Source organism: Helicobacter pylori (assembly GCF_002832345.1).
GTDB lineage: Bacteria > Campylobacterota > Campylobacteria > Campylobacterales > Helicobacteraceae > Helicobacter > Helicobacter pylori_CP.
Genome location: NZ_PHLZ01000002.1, coordinates 85,778 through 109,331, shown reverse-complemented (window position 1 = coordinate 109,331; position 23,554 = coordinate 85,778). Strand labels below are relative to the sequence as shown.

Sequence of the window (23,554 nt, the reverse complement as noted above, 5' to 3'; positions counted from 1 at the left end):
TCTTTTATTATAATCAAAAATCCACTTGGTTGGTTGTTTTTATCATAGAGTGTAGTTTAAAATAAGGATCATTTGATGTTCAACAAGTTTAAAAAAATCGTTGGCATGGGTGTGTTAGTGGGCTGTTTAGGGGTTTTGCAAGCTAAAAACAGCTTGTTTGTCTTACCTTATGAGCAAAGAGAGGCTCTCAATTCTTTAATTTCTGGCATTAGTAACGCTAGAGAGAGCGTGAAAATCGCTATTTATAGTTTCACGCACAGAGATATTGCAAGAGCCATTAAAAGCGTAGCGAGTAGGGGGATTAAGGTGCAAATCATTTATGATTATGAAAGCAATCATAATAACAAGCAATCCACTATTGGCTATTTAGACAAATACCCTAACACGAAAGTGTGCTTATTGAAAGGGCTTAAGGCTAAAAACGGGAATTATTACGGCATCATGCACCAAAAAGTAGCGATCATTGATGATAAGATCGTGTTTTTAGGCTCAGCGAATTGGAGCAAAAACGCTTTTGAAAACAATTACGAAGTGCTTTTAAAAACCGATGACACAGAGACAATCCTCAAAGCCAAGAGCTATTATCAAAAGATGTTAGGGAGTTGCGTTGGGTTTTAAAGCCTTTTAGAAGTGGTAATTATACCCCACATAAAAGGCAAAGACCCTACGCATTTGAACCTTGAGCGCGTCAGTGGTGTAGTATTTGTTATTAATGGTGGGGAATTTAAAGCCGATTTCAAATTCATGCTCATCTACAAATAAAGCCTTGAGACCAAAGTTAAAGAGGAATTGAAAAGAGGTGTTATCAACCGCACTGCTATTAGTGATGCCTAACAATTCCTGCCCTTTACTGCCAATATACCAGCTATTCCCCGCAATCGCAATCCCCCCAAAAACGCCAATATCCACGCTAATATCATCTTGATAGAAACTCCCTTGGAAGAAATTCCACACCGCATCCACGCCCACGCCATAAGTGATCATGTTATTGCCGCCATAATAGCCTTTAGGGTATCTCATGCCATAGCCTTGCCAGTCTAAAAAAGCGAAATAGCGCAAGCCCAAGATTTTATCCGGATGGAAAAAGTGGTTATAACCCATGACTAATCCAATCCCATTAGATCCCATGTTGGTGAGTTTTTTAACGCTATTAATGCTAGTCATTACATTGGTGTAACCGGTTTGATAGTTAGTCACTTCTCTAACTTCATGGATATTAGTCATTAAATTGATAGAACCTGTTTGGTAATTGACTCCCATATACAAATTTTTTGTCCAAGAAGGCGCTGCACTTTCTTCATTAGCTACTAAGGCGTGTGTCAGCAAGCTTGCGCCAACTAACATTTTTAACAAGGTTCTCAATTTTATCTCCTGCAAGTTAAGTTTCATTATAAAGATCTAAATTTTACAACAACTTACTCAAAATTAAGCATTTATTCTTTATAAGAGAGTATAATTCAAGGCTTAAAATAACTCAAGTAAGGCTAATGGATGAAAAAAGTGCTTTATTTAGGGGCTGTTGCGTTTAGCGTTGCATTCAGCATGGCATCAGCCAATGAGCCAAAAATTGATTTTAACCCTCCCAATTATGTAGAAGAAACCCCCTCTAAAGAATTTATCCCTGAATTGAACAAATTAGGGAGTTTGTTTGGGCAGGGCGAGCGCCCTTTATTTGCGGATAGGAGGGCGATGAAGCCTAACGATTTGATCACAATCATTGTTTCTGAAAAAGCGAGTGCGAATTATTCCAGCTCTAAAGATTATAAAAGCGCTTCAGGGGGTAATTCCACGCCTCCAAGACTCACTTATAACGGGCTAGATGAAAGAAAGAAAAAAGAAGCGGAGTATTTAGACGATAAGAATAATTACAATTTTACCAAATCCAGCAATAACACGAATTTTAAAGGCGGTGGTTCGCAAAAAAAGAGTGAAGATTTAGAGATCGTGTTGAGCGCTCGAATCATTAAAGTGCTAGAAAATGGGAATTATTTCATCTATGGGAATAAGGAAGTGCTAGTGGATGGGGAAAAGCAAATCCTTAAGGTGAGCGGGGTGATCCGCCCTTATGATATTGAAAGGAATAACACCATCCAATCCAAGTTTTTAGCCGACGCTAAGATTGAATACACGAATTTAGGGCATTTGAGCGATTCCAATAAAAAGAAATTCGCTGCTGATGCGATGGAAACCCAAATGCCTTATTAAAAAGAGCAAAGCCTAGCATGAGAGCGATCGCTATTGTTTTAGCCAGAAGTTCCAGTAAAAGGATCAAGAATAAAAATATTATTGATTTTTTCAATAAACCCATGCTCGCTTACCCTATTGAAACAGCACTAAATTCCAAGCTCTTTGAAAAGGTGTTTATCTCTAGCGATAGCATGGAGTATGTGAGTTTAGCTAAAAATTATGGGGCGAGTTTTTTGAATTTGCGCCCTAAAGTTTTAGCAGACGATAAAGCCACGACTTTAGAAGTGATGGCTTATCACATGAAAGAATTAGAGTTAAAAGATGAAGACATTGCGTGTTGTTTGTATGGCACTTCAGCGCTTTTACAAGAAAAACATTTAAAAAACGCTTTTGAAACTTTAAAAGAAAATACGGATTATGTTTTCACATGCTCTCCCTTTAGCGCTTCTCCCTATCGTTCTTTTAGCCTTGAAAACGGCGTTCAAATGGCTTTTAAAGAGCATTCAAACACGCGCACGCAAGATTTAAAAACGCTCTATCATGACGCAGGGTTGCTTTATATGGGGAAGGCTCAAGCCTTTAAAGAAATGCGGCCTATTTTTAGTCAAAATTCTATCGCTTTAGAATTATCGCCCTTAGAAGTCCAAGATATTGACACTTTAGAAGATTTAGAATTAGCCAAGCTCAAATACAGCCGTTTGAAAAACGCATGCCAGTAAAAATTTTGTGCGATGCGTTTGTAACAAGCGGTTTAGGGCATGTGAGGCGTTGTGAAAAAATCCTTTCTTTTATAGAAAAATTAGGGGTTGAAGCGAGCCTTTATTTACACAAGCAAGATAATATAAACGCTTTTTTAGAGGGCGTTGGCAATGATGATTTGTTGATTGCAGACAGCTATTGTTTAAATTCAAAAGATTTTTACCTTTTAAAAGAAAAAGCCAAAAGCCTTATGGTCATAGAAGATAAAGAGCATGCTAAGGGGTTTTACCCCAAAAATACCAAGATCATGAATTTCACGCTGAACGCCTTAAAACACTACCATCATTTATCAAAAGATTATCAGTATTATTTGGGGGTGGGGTTTTACCCTGTTGATATTCGCTTTGTCTATGAGCGCCCTATTAATACAGAAAATAAAGAAGTGTTGATCACTCTAGGGGGGAGCGAGCAAAAAACGCTTAAAGAGATAGTCAAAATTTTAGAAAATAAGAATGTGAATTTGCACATCATTTCACCTTATATCCCTAAAAATCCTCCCAAAAACACGCATTATTACAGCCCTTTAAACCCTTTGGAGTTCAGTTCTTTGATGAAATCTTGCGCTTGCGCCATTAGCGCTGCAGGCCAAACCCTCTATGAATTAGCCCTTTCTCAAACGCCCTCTCTTATCCTTCCCATTGCTTCTAATCAAATCATTCAGAGCCAAGAATTTGAAAATTCAGGTATCTTCAAACAAACGAGTTTAAAAACTTTAGCTAGAGATTTTGAAAATTTACAAATTCAAAAAAATCAAGCCTGGGCAAAAAACCTGGCCTTTGGGAGTGAGCTAGAGAGTGCATTAAGGGAGTTTTTAGAAATTTGAAAAAAAATTATTCTTATGGAAATATCCAAGCGATTGATTTTACTAATTTAAACGATGAAGAAAAGCTGTTGGTTTTAGAGTTTCGTAACCACCCTAACACTGCCTTATGGATGTATAGCGCTAATATTTCTTTAAAAACGCATTTGCAATTCATAGAAGATTTAAAAAATTCGCCTAGCCACCGCTATTTTTTGTTTAAAGAAGAGGGCGTTTATTTAGGGGTTGGCTCTATCACTAAAATCAATTTTTTTCATAAGCATGGGTATTTGGGGATTTATAAAAACCCTTTTTTGAAAAATAAGGGAGAAACGATTTTAAAAGCCTTAGAATTTATCGCTTTTGAAGAGTTCCAATTGCATTCTTTGCACTTAGAAGTGATGGAAAACAATTTCAAAGCGATCGCTTTTTATGAAAAAAACCATTATGAGTTAGAGGGGCGTCTGAAAGGCTTTATCTCTAAAGATAAGGAATTTATAGATGTTCTTTTGTATTACAAGGATAAGAAAAAATATAATGGTCAATCTTTTCTAAAACTTTAGGGCAAATTTCTAGTTTTAAATCCAATACGCTTAAAGGCAATTTACAATCTTGTAATTTGACAAGATCTTTTGAAGTAACCAATAAGGAAGTAGCGTTATTTTGATAAAACTCTTTTTCTAAAAGCTCCAAATCAAAAGGGGCATGGTCTCTAAAATACAATTTTTTAACCACTTCTTTGGGTAAAAACGCATCAAGTCTGCTAGGGTTAGCGATAGCCGTTACTAAAAGCATGCGCTTGGTGGGGTTAGTGATAGAGGTGATTCTTTTATAATCCTTATCTTCTGTAACGACTAAATGGGCTTCTTTATAGCTTTTAATGCTTTCTCTATACAACCCGCTAGGCAAACAAAAAGGGTAGTAGGGGGGGATTTTAGGCTTTAAAAGCAAATTGAACTGGTTGAAATTAAACCTAAAACCATCGTCTAAAAACACGATTTTTGCCCCTAATTCAAGGGCTTTTAAAACGCCTAGCTCTCTTTTTTCGCTCACAATCACGCTCGCTTGTTTTAAATTTAAGGCCAAAAGATAGGCTTCATCGCCCGCTGTTTTTTGAGGAACTAAAATGTTTCCTTTAACGCTCACCACCACTAAGCCTTGAGAATCCCGTTGGTACCCCCTAGAGACAACCGCCACTTCTTGGTATCTTGGAGCGATCTCTAAAATAAAGGGCGTTTTACCGCTCCCCCCAGCGATTAAGTTGCCGATGCTGATAAGGGGGATTTTAAAATCATGTTTTTTAGCGATTCTTCGTTTAAGGGTGGCAATGCCTTGATAAATCAAAGAAAAAGGATAGAGCGCGAAAATCAACCCCTTTTGCAAAAGAGTGGGGTCATAAAAATAGCGTTCTAAAAAGGGTTTATCGCTTTTCATTTAGGGTTAAATTTTTGAGCGATGGTGGGTGATTCTAATTTAAAGGCGTTTTTTTGGATACGGCTTATGATGTTTTTCACTAAAATTTCATCATAGCCTAATTGAGTGAGCGTTTCTGCATCAATGGGTTTTGTTTGAAACAACGCTTCAATATCTTTTAATAAAGGATCGATCACGCTATAAGGATAGCCCAAATCCTTTTCATCGCTTTGCCCTACAAATAAATCCGCGCTAGGGGGCTTGTTTAAAATCTTTTTAGGGATATTCAAATGGCAAGCGAGTTCATAAACTTCGGTTTTAAATAATTCCCCAATCGGGTTAATCGCGCACGCCAAATCCCCAAATAAAGTGCCATAGCCTAGCATCCTTTCGCTTTTATTACTCGTGCCAATGACTAAAGAATCGCTTTTTAAAGAATAATCGTATAAAAAAGCCATGCGCAATCTTGCGCAAAAATTCCCCTTTCTAGTAAGGCTTGCGTCTTTAAAATGAGAGCCAAAGATGGCGTCATAGGGAGCGATAGAATATTCTGTATAAGGGATAGAAAATTTTTTGCACAAATCCAGGGCGTCTGTTTTACTTTCTGGCATAGAGACTGAAGAGGGCATTAAAAGGGCATGGGCGTTTTCTTTAAAAACCTTTTGACACAGCACCCCAACGACCGCACTATCTAGCCCCCCACTCAGCCCGTAAACGACTTTTTTAAAGCCTTTTTTTTGAACTTCTTTTTCTAAAAAATCGCATAGATAAGCGATGAGTTTTTGGTAATCTTTTTGCATGCCTTAAATTATAATAGAAAAAACGCATCGTTTAAGTGAAAAATTAGCTTTTCTTGCTATAATCATCGTTTCACTTCTTTAAATGTGCTCGTAGCTCAGCTGAATAGAGCAACAGGTTGCGGTCCTGTAGGTCGGGGGTTTGAATCCCTCCGAGCACACCATTTTTTAACATTCTGCATGTTTTTAAACATTATCGCTCCCATTATGGTAAAATAAATACTTGCTTAAACACGCTAGGAGATTTGATTTTGGCATTACCCGTTTATTATGATAAAGACATTGATTTAGGCGTTATCCAATCCTTACAAGTGGGCATTATTGGCTATGGCGTGCAAGGAGAAGCCCAAGCACTCAATTTGAGGGACTCTAAAGTGAAGGTGCGTATTGGCTTGTATCAAGGGAGTTTGAGCGTTTCAAAAGCAAAAAAAGAGGGCTTTGAGGTGCTAGAAGTCAAAGAATTAGTCCAACAATCTGATGTGATCATGGCGTTACTCCCGGATGAATTGCATAAGGAAGTGTTAGAAAAAGAAGTGATCCCTTTTTTAAAAGAGGGGCAAATTGTGGGCTTTGCTCATGGTTTTAGCGTGCATTTCAATCAAGTCATTCTTCCAAAAGGCGTGGGCGCGATTTTAGTCGCGCCAAAAGGGCCAGGGAGTGCTTTAAGAGAAGAATACCTTAAAAATAAGGGCTTATACCATTTGATCGCCATAGAGCAAGAAAGCTCAATTCATAACGCTAAAGCGGTGGCTTTAAGCTACGCCAAAGCGATGGGCGGAGGGAGAATGGGGGTTTTAGAAACGAGCTTTAAAGAAGAATGCGAGGGCGATTTATTCGGCGAGCAAGCGGTTTTGTGTGGGGGGTTAGAAGCGATTGTAAGAATGGGGTTTGAAACCTTGATCAAGGCAGGATACCCTGAAGAATTAGCCTATTTTGAATGCGTGCATGAAGTGAAATTGGTGGCGGATTTATTGCATTATAAGGGGGTAGAGGGCTTAAGGAAACACATTTCTAACACCGCTGAATTCGGGGCGATTAAAGCTAGAGAGCCTATGGGAAATCTGCTAAAAAAACGCATGCAAAAAATCTTAAAAAAGATTCAAAACGGCGCATTCGCTAAGGATTTTTTACTGGAAAAGAGCTTGAATTACCCCAGGTTAAACACAGAGAGGAAAGCCCTTAAAGAGACTAAAATAGAACAAATTGGGGAAATTTTACGCGCCCCATTCAACCATAAAAAATAAATCATTAAATTAAAAGGAATTATATGGCAATAGTAGTTACTATCACTTCAGGTAAGGGGGGCGTGGGTAAAAGCACCACCACGGCTAATTTAGCGATCGGCTTGGCTGAGAGCGGTAAAAAAGTCGTAGCGGTTGATTTTGACATAGGCCTTAGGAATTTGGACATGATTTTAGGCTTAGAAAATCGCATTGTTTATGATGTGGTGGATGTGATGGAAAAAAATTGCAACCTTTCGCAGGCTTTAATCACGGATAAAAAGACTAAAAACCTTTCTTTTTTAGCGGCCTCACAAAGCAAGGATAAAAATGTTTTAGATAAGGAAAAAGTAGCGATTTTAATCAACGCTTTAAGGGCGGATTTTGACTATATTTTGATTGACTCACCGGCTGGGATTGAAAGCGGTTTTGAGCATGCGATTTTGCATGCAGACATGGCGTTAGTGGTGGTAACGCCGGAAGTGAGTTCCTTAAGAGATAGCGACAGAGTGATTGGCATTATTGATGCGAAGTCTAATCGGGCCAAAAGGGGCGAAGAAGTGCATAAGCATTTGATAATCAATCGCTTAAAACCTGAGTTAGTGGCAAATGGCGAGATGATTCCTATAGAAGAAGTGCTTAAGATTTTGTGCTTGCCTTTAATTGGGATCATTCCAGAAGATCACCATATTATTTCAGCGACCAACAAGGGCGAGCCGGTGATTCGCACGGATTGCGAGAGCGCGAAGGCTTACCAACGCATCACCAGAAGGATTTTAGGCGAAGAAGTGGAATACGTGGAATTTAAGGCTAAAAGAGGCTTTTTTAGTGCGTTAAAAGGGATATTTTCATGAGTTTGTTTGATTTTTTTAAAAACAAAGGGAGTGCGGCTACTGCAACAGACCGATTAAAATTGATCTTAGCCAAAGAGCGCACCTTAAATTTACCCTACATGGAAGAGATGCGTAAAGAAATCATTGCCGTTATCCAAAAATACACTAAATCTTCAGACATCCATTTCAAAACCCTTGATAGCAACCAGAGCGTGGAAACGATTGAAGTAGAGATTATACTGCCTAAATAGTTTAAAATGAAAAGTAATTTCCAATACAGTGTGCTAGAAAATATCCCTAAAGCCTTTGACATGCTCAAAGACCCTCCTAAACAGCTCTATTGTGTGGGCGATACCAAGCTTTTAGAAGCGCCTTTAAAAGTGGCTATCATAGGCACAAGAAGACCCACCCCTTACAGCAAGCAACACACGATCACTCTAGCTAGAGAGCTTGCTAAAAATGGCGCGGTTATTGTGAGCGGGGGAGCGTTAGGCGTGGATATTATCGCTCAAGAAAACGCCTTACCAAAAACGATCATGCTTTCGCCTTGCAGTTTGGATTTGATCTATCCTAAGAACAATCATAAAGTGATCCAAGAAATCGCGCAAAACGGCTTGATTTTAAGCGAATATGAAAAGGATTTCATGCCCATTAAAGGCTCTTTTTTAGCGAGAAACCGCCTGGTGATCGCTTTAAGCGATGTGGTCATTATCCCTCAAGCGGATTTAAAAAGCGGCTCTATGAGCAGCGCGAGATTAGCCCAAAAATACCAAAAGCCCTTATTTGTTTTACCTCAGCGCTTGAATGAGAGCGATGGCACTAATGAGCTTTTAGAAAAAGGGCAGGCTCAAGGGATATTTAATATTCAAAATTTTATAAACACCCTTTTAAAAGACTACCATTTAAAAGAAATGCCTGAAATGAAAGATGAATTTTTAGAATATTGCGCCAAAAACCCGAGCTATGAAGAAGCGTATCTCAAATTTGGGGATAAGCTTTTAGAATACGAGCTGTTGGGTAAGATCAAGCGCATCAATCATATTGTGGTGTTAGCGTGATTTTAGCATGCGATGTGGGGTTAAAACGCATTGGCATCGCTGTGCTTTTAAACGGCGTTATCTTGCCTTTAGAAGCGATTTTACGCCACAACAGAAATCAGGCCTCTAGGGATTTGAGCGATTTATTGAGGGAAAAAAACATTCAGGTGCTAGTGGTGGGCAAACCCAATGAAAGCTATGCGGACACTCACGCACGCATTGAGCATTTTATCAAGCTTGTAGATTTTAAGGGCGAAATCGTTTTTATTAATGAAGATAATTCTAGCATAGAAGCTTATGACAATTTGGAGCATTTGGGTAGGAAAAATAAGCGGCTCGCTATCAAAGACGGCCGGCTAGACTCTTTGAGCGCTTGCAGGATCTTAGAGCGCTATTGCCAGCAGGTTTTAAAAAATCATTAGATCTGATTGCAATTTGATTATAATAAAGTCTGAATTTTTTAATAAAAGGGAGAAGCGTCATGCTAGAAAATTTCAAAAAAGCTATTTTTAGGGCTTTGTGTTTGTGTTGTGTGTTGATTGGGGGGGGGGGGGTTAATGGCAGAGCCAAACCCTAAAGAGCTTTTCAATTTGGGCGTAAAGAGTAACAAAGCGAAAGATTATATTCAAGCTAAAAAATATTTTGAAAAAGCTTGTAATTTAAACTATGGTGGGGGGTGTTTTTCTTTAGGAATTCTATATACTAATAAAGACTTTGGAGAAAAGAATTATAAAAAAGCTCTTGCTTTAATGACTAAAGGGTGTGAATTAAACTATGCTTTAGGGTGTGGTTTTTTAGGGAATTTATATACAAATAATGGACCTATGGTAAAAAAGGATTTAAAAAAAGCTACTCAATACTACTCTAAAGCATGTGAATTAAATCTTGGCGTGTCGTGTTCTCTTTTAGGGTTTTTATATCAAAATGGGAATGGAGTAAAAAAGGATTTAAAAAAAGCTTTTGCTTTGTATGCTAAAGCGTGTGGTTTAAAAGATGGTGATGGGTGTCTCAGACTAGGAGAGATGCAACGTTCTGGCGAAGGCGTAGTCAAAAATAGAGAACAAGCGATGAAAAACTTTAAAAAGGGTTGTGAATTAAAAAATAAGTTGGCATGCATGGGATATAAAGCGACCATAGCGGAGATTATGAACGAGCGTTGCCAACTAGGAGATGAGATGACTTGTGTATACTTGAACAACTTATTAGATTTATTTGATATAGATGAATAACGCTGTTTTTTTGGTTGACTTTCATGTTTTTGTAACCCCACTAGAGAGTTTTAATCTTTTTTTGGTATTCTTTTAGAGGTCATTAGTCTTAAAAACTCTTTAAAAACGGATAATAATGAAAATCATACATCAAGTCAAGGATTTTTTAGATTCTTGCAAACAAACGATCCACAAAAATTCTAATGAAGCGTTTCAAAAAACCAAACGAGCGCTTTTTAAAGAAAAATCTCAAAAAATCAGGGAGCAAGCGGTTAAAATCGTAGAAAAACGCTTGATAAAAGAGAATATGCAACTGAGCGATTTTAATGAAGAAGAATTAAAAATCATGTTTGAAGCGGAAGAAAAAAGGTTGTTAGAGCAAATCCACGCTAAAGAATTGAAAGAAAAACAAGAAAAAACCACCAAGCATTTTAAAGAAGTTTGGGAAAAGGGCGAGAATGAACAAGAAAAATAGCGTAATTTCTGGTTTGATGAATTTTTTTAGCGAAAAGAATGAACGCTGGCTGTTAGCCCACAGGCACACGAGAGGGTTTGTGATAGTGGCATGGCTTTTTCGGTTTAAAAGCATTGCGTTTTCTATTTTCATCACTCTATTGGTTATTTTAGTGGATATTTGGGTTTATAGCGATGTGCGCCAGTTTTTATTGGACACTTCTAGCTCTTTTATTTGGCTTTTGATCGCTTTACTAATCAAGTGGGGCGTGATTGTCATAAGCGTGCGTAAATGCTACCAATTCAGCCAAAAAATGTTTGCACTCATTCAAAGAAAAAGGCAAATCAGAGAGAATTTAAAAAACCGCTCCAATCGCAAAGACACCAAAAATGCGGGAAAACTCTCTAGCATCGCTGAAGAAATCATTTCAAAAAAACAAGAAGAGTCCCGCCACAAAGAAGATTCTAATAACGAAAACCATAAAGACAAGCTTTCTAACATTACCGAAGAAATGATTCTCAAAAAACAAGAGGAATTGAAAGCTAGAAAGGATAAGGGGGATTAAAAAAGCATATAGAAAATCTTAATCAAAACCCCCCCAAAAAAATAATCAATAAAAATAATCAATAAAAATAATCAATAAAAAAGGGATCAATCTTTCAAAAACGGCATGAAGCGTTCGGGCATTGGGGAAGCGATTTTGTAGATCGCTCCTTTAAGTTCAAACTCTAAACTAGCGGCATGGAGCATGAGTAATGGGGCGTTATTTTCACGCTTTAATTGAAGGTATTCTCTAGCGTTTTCATCTGCCACCCCATAAAGCCCCTCGCCCACGATCCTATGATTTATACTGCTTAAATGCAAGCGGATCTGGTGTGTGCGCCCGGTGAGCGGGGTTATTTTAAGCAAGCTTATATCCAAAAAAGGGTTATAGCTTAAAGGCTCAACAAGGGTAATTGAAGGCTTGCCTAAAGGAGAAATTTGAGATCGAATGCGCAAGTCTTTTTGAATGTTTTGCGGCGTTAGAATGGGTTTGTCTATTTTCATGCTTTTTTCAACCAACCCATGCGCTAGCGCTAAATAAGTTTTTTTCACTTTTTTTTGCATGAAAAGCGCTTTTAAATCCTTAGCGCTTTGTAAGGTCTTGCCCGCCAAAACCAACCCGCTCGTTTCATAGTCCAGTCTGTGGGCTGGGTGGGCGTTTTTACCCAAATGCGATTGGATGCAATCTAATAAGCTTTCATGGTAAAAATAGCCTTTAGGGTGGGTATAGACTTGAGCGGGTTTGTCAAATGCGCCAAAATCCTTAGCCTCAAAAACAAGTGCTTGAGTTTTTTCATTGGGCTTGAAATGAATCAAGCGAACGACCCCTTGAATGATTTGGGATTTACGCACGGCTTGTTGGTTTTGTTTTAAGCGTTGCTTGTCAAGGTGCCGTTGGGCTTCTTTTAAAGAGCATTTTAAAACATCGCGCACCAAAAACAAGGCTTTGGTGGGTTTTAAAATTTCAAATTCTTCTTCAACAAAAGGCACTACAACAAACTTTTAACAAACATTTTAGGCTCATTAGAACACTCATCTAATTCCACGCTAAAAAGCACGCTCACCTTTTCACCCGCTTTCAAAAACCGCTCAGCGTTAAAATAAATAGCCTCTTTGACGCATTCTTTATCCTTAAAACGCAAAATCTGGTGGCTTTCTTTAATGATTTTTTCTTCTATGACTTCTAAATTTTTTGCTTGGAATAAAGGCTCAGGGTTTTCTTGCCCATAAGGTTCGCCCATCTCTATAATCTCTAAAAGCTCTCTGTCAATGTCTTTTAATTTGAGCGTTAAAGGGGGTTCTTCTTCACAAAAAGGCAAGACTTTAAAATCAAAATTTTCTAAAGTTTCAAAGAGCGAGACGATATTGTTTTTTCCAACGCTCAACCCGCACGCTTGCCTATGCCCTCCATAGCCGAGCAATAAAGAAGAAACCCCATTCAAAGCGTCAATCAAGTCAATGTTTGAAGAGCTACGAGCGCTCCCTTTATACACCCCTTCTTTAAAGGTAAAAACCAGGCTTGGCTTTTGAGTGGCTTCCACTAATTTTGAAGCCACGATCCCCAGCACGCCCTCATGCCAATTATCCTTAAAAGCGACGATAATTTTTTCTCCAACCATCGCATGCTTAAAGGCTTCTTCAAAAACCTGCTGTTGGATCATTTTACGCTTCAAATTGCATGCTTTCAAGCGTTCATACAAAGAATAGCCATCTTGAAAATTATTCGCGCTTAAAAAATCTAAAGCCATTTTCGCATCTTGCATGCGCCCTGCGGAGTTGATTAAAGGGGCGATGTTAAAAGAAATATCGCTCGCTTTTAAAGAGCGTTTTCTAAAAACTTCTCTTTGGCGTAAAAACCCCATCGCCCCTAAGGATTCTTTTTGCAAAAAATACAAGGCTTTAGAAACTAAAAAGCGGTTAAAAAAAGTTAAAGGCATCATGTCAGCAATAGTCGCCACGCCCGCTAAACACAACAATTCACTAGAATGGCTTTTTTCTTTTCCTAAAAGTTGGTGGATACCATAGCACAAATAAAACGCCACCAACGCCCCGCACACTTCCTTTTGGATAAAATCACAATCTGGTTGCTTGGGGTTGATCACCGCATAAGCGTCTGGGACTTCATCATTATTTAAGCAATGGTGATCGGTAATGATTAGGGTGTAATTTTTTTCTTTGCAAAATTGAGCGGCTTCAAAGGCGTTAATCCCGTTATCCACCGTGATGATTAAAGGGGCGTGGTGTTTTTCTAAAAATTTTTTAGAAATCCCATAGCCATCCATGAAACGATTAGGGATTGCAATGCGGACATGCTTATAGTTCAGGCTTTCAAAGAATTTTGCCATGATAGCAGAGCTAATCACGCCGTCAGCGTCATAATCGCCCACCACTAAAATTTCTGTGTTTGCACGCATGGCTTCTATGATTTTGAGCGCGGCTTTTTTCAAGTCTTTAAATAAAAAGGGGCTAGGAAACCCTTTTTCATTATAAGCGATGGAAGCCAATCGCTCTTTGATTTGAGCTTTAAGCTTTTGTTTCATTTGTTAGATTAGGATTTAGAAAGAGCGTTCTTAATGAAATCCAAAATAATAGGGTTAGGGCTTTGCAACCTAGAGGTGAATTCCGGATGGAATTGCACCCCCACAAAGAACGGGTGATCTTCTAATTCAATCGCTTCAATCAAATGATTCGCTCCAAAACCCACCACTTTCAAGCCCTTATTTTCCCACTCTTGGCGGTATTTGGGGTTGATTTCATAACGATGGCGGTGTCTTTCTTTAATGCTAGGCTTTTTATAGGCTTTTTCTAGTAAGCTATTAGGCATGATTTCGCATTCGTATTCGCCTAATCGCATGGTGCCTCCTAAAGGCGAATTATAGGTGCGCACCTGTTTTTGGTGGTTTTGATCCATAAAATCTTCAATCAAATACACCACAGGGTATTCGCAGCGTTGGTTAAACTCCGTAGAGTTAGCCCCTTTTAAACCTAAAACATTGCGGCAAAACTCCACGATCGCTAATTGCATGCCCAAACAAATCCCTAAAAAGGGGAGTTTTTCTAACCTAGCCCTTTGAATGGCACAAATTTTGCCCTCAATCCCCCTTTCTCCAAAGCCCCCAGGCACTAAAATCGCATCAACGCTCTCTAAATCCGTCTTTTCATTAAAATTCTCGCTATCCAGCCATTCAATATTGACTTGCGTATCCAAATGCGCGCCCGCATGGATTAGGGCTTCAATCAAGGATTTATAAGATTCTTTCAAGCTTAAATACTTGCCCACAAAACCAATTTTGACTTTGTGTTTAGGAGCGATAATCTTTTCTACTAAAGTGTTCCAAGCCGCCATTTTGGGGTGTAGTTTATTCAAATTAAAGCGTCTGGCAATGGGGGTTAAAATGCCTTCTTGCAAGAAAAGAATGGGGCATGCGTAAATGCTTTTAGTGTCTGTGGCGACAATCACGCTGTCTTGCTCCACATCGCAACTCAAAGCGATTTTCTTTTTCAATTCTTTATCCAAAGGCTTAGGCGATCGCGCCAAAATGATTTGAGGGGTTACGCCAAGGCGCCTTAATTCCTGGACGGAATGCTGCGTGGGTTTGGTTTTTAGTTCGTTAGTGGTTTGGATATAGGGGATCAAGGTTACATGCACATTAATGACTTTTTCATTCCCCAATTCCAATTTAAGCTGGCGGATCGCTTCCAAATAAAACATGCCCTCCATATCGCCCACGGTTCCGCCCACTTCCACGATTAAAAAATCCAACCCCTTAGCCGCGCTTTTAATGCGCCTTTTGATTTCATCGGTTACATGGGGGACGATTTGAATGGTTTTGCCTAAATATTCCCCTTTCCTTTCATTTTCTATCACGCTTGAAAAAATCTGCCCGGTAGTGAAATTATTCAACCTTGTTAAATTCCTGTTCAAAAAGCGTTCATAATGCCCGATGTCTAAATCCGTTTCAGCACCATCGCTAGTAACAAACACTTCCCCATGCTCTAAAGGACTCATGGTGCCTGGATCAATATTGATATAAGGGTCAATCTTCAAAATAGAAACCTGGTAATTGCAATGCTGTAAAAGCGTAGCGATTGAAGAAGATGAAATCCCTTTCCCTAGAGAGCTTAACACGCCCCCTGTGACGAATATAAATTTGGCTCTATCCATAAGTTATTGCGTTCCTTTGATTTTTACTTCTTAAATTGTAGTCTAAAAAGGGTTAAAAAGCTTTAAAAGAGGGCAAAAATTAAAGCGATTTCAAAAAAAAAAAAAACAATTTCAGTTTCTTATTAGCTAGGTTTGATTAAAATGAAAAGCTTTTATGTGTTTAAACTTCATTGTCTTAAATTTTTTAAGAGCAATTTTAAAATTCGTTGGCGTATAATATCAAGCTTGAATGAACTGACTAAAAGGGTTTTAAATAATGGCTGAAAATTCTTTCAAAAATGTTTCCACACACCCCAAAGCATTTTTTTTATTACCAGTTAAAACCCTGTTTCTTTTAGGAGGCGTTTTTAGCGCGTTTTTCATCCTTATTGCTGGCTTGGTTTTTTTTGATTACGCTAATTCAATGGACCATGCCATTTTTAGCTTGATGCGTTCAAATTCTTCTAACCCTATTTTAGATCAAGCGCTCCAACGCGTTGTTTTTTTAGGCTCTTCTCAATTCGTGTTGCCTTTGAGCTTGTTAGTGGGGGTGTTTTTAAGCCTTTATCGCAGAAATTTAGCGCTTGGGGTGTGGTTTGTGCTAAGCGTGATCTTATTTGAAGCCCTTTTGGAATCTTTAAAACACCTTTTGGCACACTCCATTCAATGGCTTTCGCACAGCGCTAATTTCCCTAGCGCTATTGTGCTTTCTTTGACGCTATTTTATGGGTTGCTTGTTTTATTGATACCCCATTTGATCGCGCATCAAATATTTCAAAACATTCTTTCTTGTAGTTTGCTTTGTTTGATTTTTTTAATAGGCTTAGTGCTGATTGTTTTAGGGGTGTCTTTTAGCAGTGTTTTAGGAGGGTTTTGTTTAGGGGCGTTAGGGGCTTGTTTTTCCATAGGGATTTATTTGAGCGTGTTCCAAAAGATCTAAGCGAACGGCTTAAAAGAATGAAAATTTTATCAAGGTTTTAATATTGGATTTAAAGGTATTATTGCAACGGATTGTTGATTTTTTCATCAAGCTCAATAAAAAGCAAAAAATCGCCCTGATTGCAGCCGGGGTTTTAATCACCGCCTTGCTTGTGTTTTTATTGCTTTATCCCTTTAAAGAAAAAAACTACGCGCAAGGGGGTTATGGGGTTTTATTTGAAGGCTTAGACTCTAGCGATAACGCTTTAATCTTACAGCACCTCCAGCAAAACCAAATCCCTTATAAAGTCTCCAAAGACGACACCATTCTTATCCCTAAAGATAAAGTGTATGAAGAAAGGATCACTCTGGCTTCTCAAGGGATCCCTAAAACGAGTAAAGTGGGCTTTGAAATCTTTGACACTAAAGACTTTGGGGCGACTGATTTTGATCAGAATATCAAACTCATTCGCGCCATTGAGGGCGAGTTGTCGCGCACGATTGAAAGCTTAAACCCCATTCTTAAAGCCAATGTGCATATTGCAATCCCTAAAGACAGCGTGTTTGTGGCTAAAGAAGTCCCTCCTAGCGCTTCGGTGATGCTCAAACTCAAACCTGACATGAAGCTTTCACCCACTCAAATTTTAGGGATTAAAAATTTAATCGCTGCAGCTGTGCCTAAGCTCACGATAGAAAATGTGAAAATCGTGAATGAAAACGGCGAATCAATAGGCGAGGGCGATATACTAGAAAACTCCAAAGAATTGGCCCTAGAGCAATTGCATTACAAACAAAATTTTGAAAACATTTTAGAAAATAAGATTGTCAATATCTTAGCCCCTATTGTGGGGGGTAAAAACAAGGTGGTCGCAAGGGTCAATGCGGAGTTTGATTTCAGCCAAAAGAAAAGCACTAAAGAGACTTTTGATCCCAACAATGTCGTAAGGAGCGAGCAAAATTTAGAAGAGAAAAAAGAAGGCGCTTCTAAAAAACAAGTTGGCGGTGTGCCTGGGGTTGTGAGCAATATCGGGCCTGTGCAAGGATTGAAAGACAATAAAGAGCCAGAAAAATACGAAAAGTCTCAAAACACGACCAATTATGAAGTGGGTAAAACCATTAGCGAGATCAAGGGCGAGTTTGGCACTTTAGTGCGTTTGAATGCGGCGGTTGTGGTGGATGGCAAGTATAAAATCGCGCTTAAAGACGGGGCAAACGCTTTAGAATACGAGCCTTTGAGCGATGAAGCGCTTAAAAAAATCAACGCTCTAGTGAAACAAGCCATTGGTTATAATCAAAATAGAGGCGATGATGTGGCGGTGAGTAATTTTGAATTTAACCCTATGGCGCCCATGATTGACAACGCTACTTTGAGCGAAAAAATCATGCACAAAACTCAAAAAATCTTAGGCTCATTCACGCCTTTAATCAAGTATGTTTTGGTGTTTATAGTGTTATTCATTTTCTATAAAAAAGTGATTGTGCCTTTCAGCGAACGCATGCTGGAAGTGATGCCTGATGAAGATAAGGAAGTGAAATCCATGTTTGAAGAAATGGATGAAGAAGAAGATGAATTGAACAAACTGGGCGATTTGAGAAAAAAAGTAGAAGATCAATTAGGGCTTAATGCAACCTTTAGCGAAGAAGAAGTAAGATATGAAATTATCTTAGAAAAGATTAGAGGGACCCTTAAAGAGCGCCCTGATGAAATCGCAACGCTCTTTAAACTCCTAATCAAAGATGAAATTTCTTCAGACGGCGCGAAAGGTTAAAAGATAAAAGGTTAAAAATGGCAACCAAGCTTACCCCCAAACAAAAGGCTCAATTAGACGAACTTTCCATGAGTGAAAAAATCGCCATTTTACTCATCCAAGTGGGCGAAGACACCACAGGCGAGATTTTAAGGCATTTAGACATTGACTCTATTACAGAAATTTCTAAGCAAATCGTGCAATTAAACGGCACAGACAAGCAAATCGGCGCGGCGGTTTTAGAGGAATTTTTTGCGATTTTCCAGTCTAACCAATACATCAATACCGGCGGTTTGGAATACGCTAGAGAGCTTTTAACCAGGACTTTAGGGAGCGAAGAAGCCAGAAAAGTGATGGACAAACTCACTAAAAGTTTGCAAACGCAAAAAAACTTCGCTTATTTAGGCAAAATCAAGCCCCAACAACTCGCTGATTTCATCATTAACGAACACCCTCAAACCATTGCCTTGATTTTAGCCCACATGGAAGCCCCTAATGCGGCTGAGACTTTGAGCTATTTTCCTGATGAAATGAAAGCTGAGATCTCTATTAGAATGGCGAATTTAGGCGAAATATCGCCCCAAGTGGTTAAAAGGGTTTCCACGGTTCTAGAAAACAAACTAGAATCGCTCACCAGTTATAAAATTGAAGTGGGTGGCTTGAGAGCGGTGGCTGAAATCTTTAACCGCTTAGGTCAAAAGAGCGCTAAAACCACCCTCGCTCGCATTGAAAGCGTGGATAACAAACTCGCCGGCGCGATTAAAGAAATGATGTTCACTTTTGAAGACATTGTGAAATTGGATAATTTTGCTATCAGAGAGATTTTGAAAGTAGCGGATAAAAAAGACTTGTCTTTAGCGTTAAAAACTTCTACGAAAGATTTAACCGATAAATTCTTAAACAACATGAGCAGTAGGGCTGCAGAGCAGTTTGTAGAAGAAATGCAATATTTAGGGGCGGTCAAAATCAAAGATGTGGATGTGGCCCAAAGAAAGATTATTGAAATCGTGCAGAGCTTGCAAGAAAAAGGCGTGATCCAAACCGGTGAAGAGGAAGATGTCATTGAATAGCCGTAAAAACTTGATCCAAAAAGACCATTTGAATAAGCATGATATTCAAAAATACGAATTTAAGAGCATGGCAAACTTACCCCCTAAAACTAACCCTAATGGCGCGTCTTTAGAAACGCCTAACCCAGAAGAGCCTTTGGAAAAAAAAGCGATAGAAAACGATTTGATTGATTGCTTGTTGAAAAAAACCGATGAGCTTTCAAGCCATTTAGTGAAATTGCAAATGCAATTTGAAAAGGCCCAAGAAGAGAGTAAAGTTTTGATTGAAAACGCTAAAAACGACGGCTATAAAATCGGCTTTAAAGAGGGCGAAGAAAAAATGCGTAACGAACTCACTCACAGCGTGAATGAAGAAAAAAACCAGCTTTTGCATGCGATTACCGCTTTAGATGAAAAAATGAAAAGCTCAGAAAATCATTTAATGGCTTTAGAAAAGGAACTGAGCGCGATCGCGATAGATATAGCTAAAGAAGTGATCCTTAAAGAAGTGGAAGACAACAGCCAAAAAGTGGCCCTTGCTTTAGCTGAAGAGCTTTTAAAAAATGTTTTAGACGCAACGGATATTCATTTAAAAGTCAATCCCTTGGATTACCCTTATTTAAACGAGCGTTTGCAAAACGCTTCCAAAATCAAATTAGAGAGCAATGAGGCTATTTCTAAAGGAGGCGTTATGATCACTAGCTCTAACGGGAGCCTTGATGGGAATTTGATGGAGCGCTTTAAAACACTCAAAGAAAGCGTGTTGGAAAATTTTAAGGTGTGATTTTGCAAAATAAAACTTTTGATTTAAACCCTAATGATATTGCAAGCTTGGAGTTGGTGTGTCAAACGCTACGGAGTCGTATTTTAGAAGTGGTGAGTGCTAATGGGGGGCATTTAAGCTCTTCTTTAGGGGCTGTGGAGCTGATTGTGGGCATGCATGCATTATTTGATTGCCAAAAAAACCCTTTTATTTTTGACACTTCGCACCAAGCTTACGCTCACAAGCTTTTAACCGGGCGCTTTGAAAGCTTTAGCACTTTAAGGCAATTCAAGGGTTTGAGCGGCTTTACTAAACCCAGCGAGAGCGCATACGATTATTTCATTGCCGGGCATAGCTCCACTTCGGTGTCCATAGGCGTTGGGGTGGCTAAAGCTTTTTGTTTGAAACAAGCGCTAGGCATGCCTATTGCTTTACTAGGCGATGGGAGCATTAGCGCAGGGATTTTTTATGAAGCCTTAAACGAACTGGGCGATAGGAAATACCCCATGATCATGATTTTGAACGATAATGAAATGAGTATCAGCACGCCTATTGGAGCTTTGTCTAAAGCCCTTAGCCAGCTGATGAAAGGCCCGTTTTATCAGTCTTTCCGCTCTAAAGTGAAAAAAATCTTAAGCACCTTACCTGAAAGCGTGAATTACTTAGCGAGTCGTTTTGAAGAATCTTTCAAGCTCATCACCCCAGGCGTGTTTTTTGAAGAATTAGGCATCAACTATATAGGGCCTATTAATGGGCATGATTTGAGCGCGATTATTGAAACCTTAAAATTAGCCAAAGAGCTTAAAGAGCCGGTGCTAATCCATGCACAAACCTTAAAGGGCAAAGGCTATAAAATCGCTGAAGGGCGCTATGAAAAATGGCATGGGGTGGGGCCTTTTGATTTGGATACCGGCTTGTCTAAAAAATCCAAAAGCGCGATTTTATCGCCCACTGAAGCGTATTCTAACACCCTTTTAGAATTGGCCAAGAAAGATGAAAAAATCGTAGGCGTAACCGCTGCTATGCCCAGCGGCACAGGATTAGACAAACTCATTGACGCTTACCCTTTGCGCTTTTTTGATGTCGCTATCGCTGAACAACACGCCCTGACTTCTAGTAGCGCTATGGCTAAAGAGGGGTTTAAACCTTTTGTGAGTATCTATTCTACTTTTTTACAGAGGGCTTATGATTCCATCGTGCATGACGCTTGCATTTCTAGCCTGCCGATTAAATTAGCCATTGACAGGGCTGGGATTGTGGGCGAAGATGGCGAGACGCACCAAGGGCTTTTAGACGTGTCGTATTTGCGCTCTATCCCTAACATGGTCATTTTTGCCCCACGAGACAATGAGACTTTAAAAAACGCCGTGCGTTTTGCTAATGAGCATGATTCAAGCCCTTGCGCGTTCCGCTACCCTAGGGGGTCGTTTGTATTAAAAGAGGGGGTTTTTGAGCCTAGCGGTTTTGTTTTGGGGCGAAGCGAATTGTTGAAAAAAGAGGGCGAAATTTTACTCATAGGCTATGGTAATGGCGTGGGGCGGGCGCATTTGGTCCAACTGGCTTTAAAAGAAAAAAACATAGAATGCGCGCTTTTGGATCTCAGGTTTTTAAAGCCCTTAGATCCAAATTTGAGCGCAATCATTGCCCCTTATCAAAAGCTCTATGTTTTTAGCGATAATTACAAGCTTGGGGGGGTGGCTAGCGCGATTTTAGAGTTTTTGAGCGAACAAAATATTTTAAAGCCTGTTAAAAGCTTTGAAATCATGGATGAATTTATCATGCATGGGAACACCGCTTTAGTGGAAAAATCCTTAGGCTTAGACACAGAGAGTTTGACTGACGCTATTTTAAAAGATTTAGGACAAGAGAGATGAAAGAAAAGACGCCAATGAAGAATATCCGCAATTTTTCCATTATCGCTCACATTGACCATGGTAAAAGCACTTTAGCGGATTGTTTGATCGCTGAATGCAACGCTATCAGTAACAGAGAAATGAAGAGCCAAGTGATGGACACGATGGATATTGAAAAAGAAAGGGGCATTACGATTAAGGCTCAAAGCGTGCGTTTGAATTACACTTTTAAGGGAGAGGATTATGTTTTAAACCTCATTGACACCCCAGGGCATGTGGATTTTAGCTATGAAGTGTCTCGTTCTTTGTGTTCGTGCGAAGGGGCGTTATTAGTGGTGGATGCCACTCAAGGCGTGGAAGCGCAAACCATCGCCAACACTTATATCGCTTTAGATAACAATTTAGAAATTTTACCGGTGATCAATAAAATTGATTTGCCTAATGCGAATGTTTTAGAAGTCAAACAAGATATAGAAGACACGATAGGGATTGATTGCTCTAGCGCTAATGAAGTGAGCGCTAAAGCTAAGCTTGGCATTAAAGATTTGTTAGAAAAAATCATTACGACCATTCCTGCCCCTAGCGGTGATTTTAACGCTCCCTTAAAAGCGCTCATTTATGATTCATGGTTTGACAATTATTTAGGGGCACTAGCGTTAGTGCGTATCATGGATGGGAGCATTAATACCGATCAAGAAATTTTAGTGATGGGAACAGATAAAAGACATGGCGTTTTAGGGCTATATTATCCTAACCCTTTGAAAAAAATCCCCACTAAGAGTTTAGAATGCGGCGAGATTGGCATTGTGAGTTTGGGGTTAAAGAGCGTTACTGATATTGCGGTGGGCGATACGCTCACAGACGCTAAAAACCCTACCCTTAAACCCATTGAAGGCTTTATGCCGGCTAAACCTTTTGTTTTTGCGGGGCTTTACCCTATAGAAACGGACCGGTTTGAAGATTTAAGAGAAGCGTTATTGAAACTCCAGCTTAACGATTGCGCTTTAAATTTTGAGCCTGAAAGCTCGGTGGCGCTTGGCTTTGGCTTTAGGGTGGGCTTTTTAGGGTTATTGCACATGGAAGTGATCAAAGAAAGGCTGGAGAGGGAATTTGGTCTTAACTTAATCGCTACCGCTCCCACGGTGGTGTATGAAGTGCATTTAACGGATAATAGCATCAAATATGTCCAAAACCCTAGCGAATTGCCCCCTGAAAATCATATCGCTTGCATCAAAGAGCCTTTTGTGAGGGCGACGATCATCACGCCGAGCGAATTTCTGGGTAATTTAATGCAGTTATTGAACAATAAAAGAGGCATTCAAGAAAAAATGGAATATTTGAATCAGTCTCGTGTCATGCTCACTTATTCCTTGCCGAGCAATGAAATTGTGATGGATTTTTATGACAAGCTCAAATCTTGCACGAAAGGGTATGCGAGCTTTGATTATGAGCCTATAGAAAACAGAGAGGCTCATTTGGTGAAGTTAGATGTGAGGGTGGCAGGCGATGTGGTGGATGCGCTTTCTATCATTATAGATAAAAACAAGGCGTATGAAAAGGGGCGCGCTTTAGTGGAAATGATGAAAGAGCTTATCCCAAGACAGCTTTTTGAAGTCGCTATCCAAGCGAGCGTGGGGAATAAAATCATCGCCAGAGAGACGATCAAATCTGTCGGTAAGAATGTAACGGCTAAGTGCTATGGGGGCGATATTACACGGAAAAGAAAACTCTTAGAAAAGCAAAAAGAGGGCAAGAAACGCATGAAAGCTATCGGTAAGGTGGAGCTTCCCCAAGAAGCGTTTTTAGCGATATTAAAGATCGATTAGGGC

The 23,554-nt window shown here is 39.4% G+C and carries 25 protein-coding genes and 1 tRNA gene; 20 read left to right on the top strand and 6 right to left on the bottom strand.

Going from position 1 to position 23,554, the window contains the following annotated elements; all coding sequences use genetic code 11:
* The first annotated feature begins 75 nt into the window (after positions 1 to 75).
* Positions 76 to 618 (top strand): phospholipase D-like domain-containing protein, encoded by a 543-nt coding sequence (locus tag CXY28_RS01275; RefSeq protein WP_024117858.1) that lies wholly within the window; start codon positions 76 to 78, stop codon positions 616 to 618.
* A gap of 6 nt (positions 619 to 624) precedes the next feature.
* Here the strand turns inward: CXY28_RS01275 and CXY28_RS01270 are convergent, their stop codons facing one another.
* Complete coding sequence (locus CXY28_RS01270) at positions 625 to 1,362, bottom strand: outer membrane protein (RefSeq protein ID WP_165568030.1); 738 nt, start codon at positions 1,360 to 1,362, stop codon at positions 625 to 627.
* Positions 1,363 to 1,491: 129 nt separating this feature from the next.
* Here CXY28_RS01270 and flgH point away from each other — a divergent pair, with 129 nt between their 5' ends.
* From flgH to pseH, 4 genes are read left to right on the top strand one after another with little or no spacing between them, the layout of a single operon-like run.
* On the top strand, positions 1,492 to 2,205 hold the full coding sequence (flgH, locus tag CXY28_RS01265; RefSeq protein WP_100979215.1) for a flagellar basal body L-ring protein FlgH: 714 nt from the start codon (positions 1,492 to 1,494) through the stop codon (positions 2,203 to 2,205).
* Between the two features lie 17 nt (positions 2,206 to 2,222).
* A complete protein-coding gene (pseF, locus tag CXY28_RS08600) occupies positions 2,223 to 2,906 on the top strand; it encodes a pseudaminic acid cytidylyltransferase (RefSeq protein WP_157819735.1) in 684 nt (227 codons plus the stop codon).
* On the top strand, positions 2,897 to 3,769 hold the full coding sequence (locus CXY28_RS08595; protein ID WP_232779967.1) for a CMP-N-acetylneuraminic acid synthetase: 873 nt from the start codon (positions 2,897 to 2,899) through the stop codon (positions 3,767 to 3,769). The genes pseF and CXY28_RS08595 overlap by 10 nt, the downstream gene beginning before the upstream one ends.
* Complete coding sequence (gene pseH, locus CXY28_RS01255; protein WP_015643955.1) at positions 3,766 to 4,308, top strand: UDP-4-amino-4,6-dideoxy-N-acetyl-beta-L-altrosamine N-acetyltransferase; 543 nt, start codon at positions 3,766 to 3,768, stop codon at positions 4,306 to 4,308. The genes CXY28_RS08595 and pseH overlap by 4 nt, the downstream gene beginning before the upstream one ends.
* Here pseH and CXY28_RS01250 read toward each other — a convergent pair.
* Both CXY28_RS01250 and CXY28_RS01245 read right to left on the bottom strand, forming a co-directional pair.
* Positions 4,241 to 5,179 carry a tetraacyldisaccharide 4'-kinase gene (locus tag CXY28_RS01250; RefSeq protein WP_100979214.1) on the bottom strand — a complete coding sequence of 313 codons (939 nt, stop codon included), beginning with the start codon at positions 5,177 to 5,179 and terminating at the stop codon, positions 4,241 to 4,243. The genes pseH and CXY28_RS01250 overlap by 68 nt on opposite strands.
* The gene (locus CXY28_RS01245) at positions 5,176 to 5,958 is read right to left on the bottom strand and encodes an NAD+ synthase (RefSeq protein ID WP_024117865.1); all 783 of its coding nucleotides are present in this window, start codon (positions 5,956 to 5,958) and stop codon (positions 5,176 to 5,178) included. Before CXY28_RS01245 ends, CXY28_RS01250 begins: the two co-directional genes overlap by 4 nt.
* Positions 5,959 to 6,042: 84 nt before the next feature.
* Here CXY28_RS01245 and CXY28_RS01240 point away from each other — a divergent pair.
* The 9 genes from CXY28_RS01240 to CXY28_RS01200 all read left to right on the top strand — a co-directional run bounded on the left by CXY28_RS01240 (position 6,043) and on the right by CXY28_RS01200 (position 11,272).
* Positions 6,043 to 6,119, top strand: a tRNA-Arg gene (locus CXY28_RS01240).
* 87 nt (positions 6,120 to 6,206) lie between these two features.
* Positions 6,207 to 7,199, top strand: a complete 993-nt coding sequence (ilvC, locus tag CXY28_RS01235) for a ketol-acid reductoisomerase (protein WP_100979213.1) — start codon at positions 6,207 to 6,209, stop codon at positions 7,197 to 7,199.
* Positions 7,200 to 7,222: 23 nt separating this feature from the next.
* Complete coding sequence (gene minD, locus CXY28_RS01230; protein ID WP_001019104.1) at positions 7,223 to 8,029, top strand: septum site-determining protein MinD; 807 nt, start codon at positions 7,223 to 7,225, stop codon at positions 8,027 to 8,029.
* Positions 8,026 to 8,259, top strand: coding sequence for a cell division topological specificity factor MinE (gene minE, locus CXY28_RS01225; protein WP_000051414.1), 234 nt, complete (start codon positions 8,026 to 8,028; stop codon positions 8,257 to 8,259). Before minD ends, minE begins: the two co-directional genes overlap by 4 nt.
* A 6-nt stretch (positions 8,260 to 8,265) precedes the next feature.
* A complete protein-coding gene (gene dprA / locus CXY28_RS01220) occupies positions 8,266 to 9,066 on the top strand; it encodes a DNA-processing protein DprA (protein WP_100979212.1) in 801 nt (266 codons plus the stop codon).
* The gene (ruvX, locus tag CXY28_RS01215) at positions 9,063 to 9,467 is read left to right on the top strand and encodes a Holliday junction resolvase RuvX (protein ID WP_100979211.1); all 405 of its coding nucleotides are present in this window, start codon (positions 9,063 to 9,065) and stop codon (positions 9,465 to 9,467) included. The genes dprA and ruvX overlap by 4 nt, the downstream gene beginning before the upstream one ends.
* A 135-nt stretch (positions 9,468 to 9,602) precedes the next feature.
* A complete protein-coding gene (locus tag CXY28_RS01210; protein ID WP_024117868.1) occupies positions 9,603 to 10,274 on the top strand; it encodes a tetratricopeptide repeat protein in 672 nt (223 codons plus the stop codon).
* A gap of 115 nt (positions 10,275 to 10,389) precedes the next feature.
* A complete protein-coding gene (locus CXY28_RS01205) occupies positions 10,390 to 10,728 on the top strand; it encodes a hypothetical protein (protein WP_024117869.1) in 339 nt (112 codons plus the stop codon).
* Positions 10,712 to 11,272 carry a hypothetical protein gene (locus CXY28_RS01200; protein ID WP_100977237.1) on the top strand — a complete coding sequence of 187 codons (561 nt, stop codon included), beginning with the start codon at positions 10,712 to 10,714 and terminating at the stop codon, positions 11,270 to 11,272. Before CXY28_RS01205 ends, CXY28_RS01200 begins: the two co-directional genes overlap by 17 nt.
* Positions 11,273 to 11,358: 86 nt before the next feature.
* Here the strand turns inward: CXY28_RS01200 and CXY28_RS01195 are convergent, their stop codons facing one another.
* From CXY28_RS01195 to pyrG, 3 genes are read right to left on the bottom strand one after another with little or no spacing between them, the layout of a single operon-like run.
* Positions 11,359 to 12,240, bottom strand: a complete 882-nt coding sequence (locus CXY28_RS01195) for an RluA family pseudouridine synthase (protein WP_100971243.1) — start codon at positions 12,238 to 12,240, stop codon at positions 11,359 to 11,361.
* Positions 12,240 to 13,790 (bottom strand): single-stranded-DNA-specific exonuclease RecJ, encoded by a 1,551-nt coding sequence (recJ, locus tag CXY28_RS01190; RefSeq protein ID WP_100979210.1) that lies wholly within the window; start codon positions 13,788 to 13,790, stop codon positions 12,240 to 12,242. The genes CXY28_RS01195 and recJ overlap by 1 nt, the downstream gene beginning before the upstream one ends.
* A gap of 8 nt (positions 13,791 to 13,798) precedes the next feature.
* Positions 13,799 to 15,415: a glutamine hydrolyzing CTP synthase gene (pyrG, locus tag CXY28_RS01185; protein ID WP_100979209.1), complete on the bottom strand. Its 1,617-nt coding sequence runs from the start codon at positions 15,413 to 15,415 to the stop codon at positions 13,799 to 13,801.
* 256 nt (positions 15,416 to 15,671) lie between these two features.
* Here pyrG and CXY28_RS01180 point away from each other — a divergent pair, with 256 nt between their 5' ends.
* From CXY28_RS01180 to lepA, 6 genes are read left to right on the top strand one after another with little or no spacing between them, the layout of a single operon-like run.
* The gene (locus tag CXY28_RS01180; RefSeq protein ID WP_100979208.1) at positions 15,672 to 16,334 is read left to right on the top strand and encodes a phosphatase PAP2 family protein; all 663 of its coding nucleotides are present in this window, start codon (positions 15,672 to 15,674) and stop codon (positions 16,332 to 16,334) included.
* Between the two features lie 43 nt (positions 16,335 to 16,377).
* The gene (gene fliF, locus CXY28_RS01175; protein ID WP_100979207.1) at positions 16,378 to 18,081 is read left to right on the top strand and encodes a flagellar basal-body MS-ring/collar protein FliF; all 1,704 of its coding nucleotides are present in this window, start codon (positions 16,378 to 16,380) and stop codon (positions 18,079 to 18,081) included.
* A gap of 17 nt (positions 18,082 to 18,098) precedes the next feature.
* A complete protein-coding gene (fliG, locus tag CXY28_RS01170) occupies positions 18,099 to 19,130 on the top strand; it encodes a flagellar motor switch protein FliG (RefSeq protein WP_000201863.1) in 1,032 nt (343 codons plus the stop codon).
* Positions 19,117 to 19,893, top strand: a complete 777-nt coding sequence (gene fliH, locus CXY28_RS01165) for a flagellar assembly protein FliH (RefSeq protein ID WP_001954368.1) — start codon at positions 19,117 to 19,119, stop codon at positions 19,891 to 19,893. Before fliG ends, fliH begins: the two co-directional genes overlap by 14 nt.
* Positions 19,894 to 19,895: 2 nt before the next feature.
* The gene (gene dxs, locus CXY28_RS01160) at positions 19,896 to 21,746 is read left to right on the top strand and encodes a 1-deoxy-D-xylulose-5-phosphate synthase (protein ID WP_198542584.1); all 1,851 of its coding nucleotides are present in this window, start codon (positions 19,896 to 19,898) and stop codon (positions 21,744 to 21,746) included.
* Positions 21,747 to 21,760: 14 nt separating this feature from the next.
* Positions 21,761 to 23,551, top strand: a complete 1,791-nt coding sequence (gene lepA, locus CXY28_RS01155) for a translation elongation factor 4 (protein WP_198513236.1) — start codon at positions 21,761 to 21,763, stop codon at positions 23,549 to 23,551.
* Positions 23,552 to 23,554 lie beyond the last annotated feature (3 nt).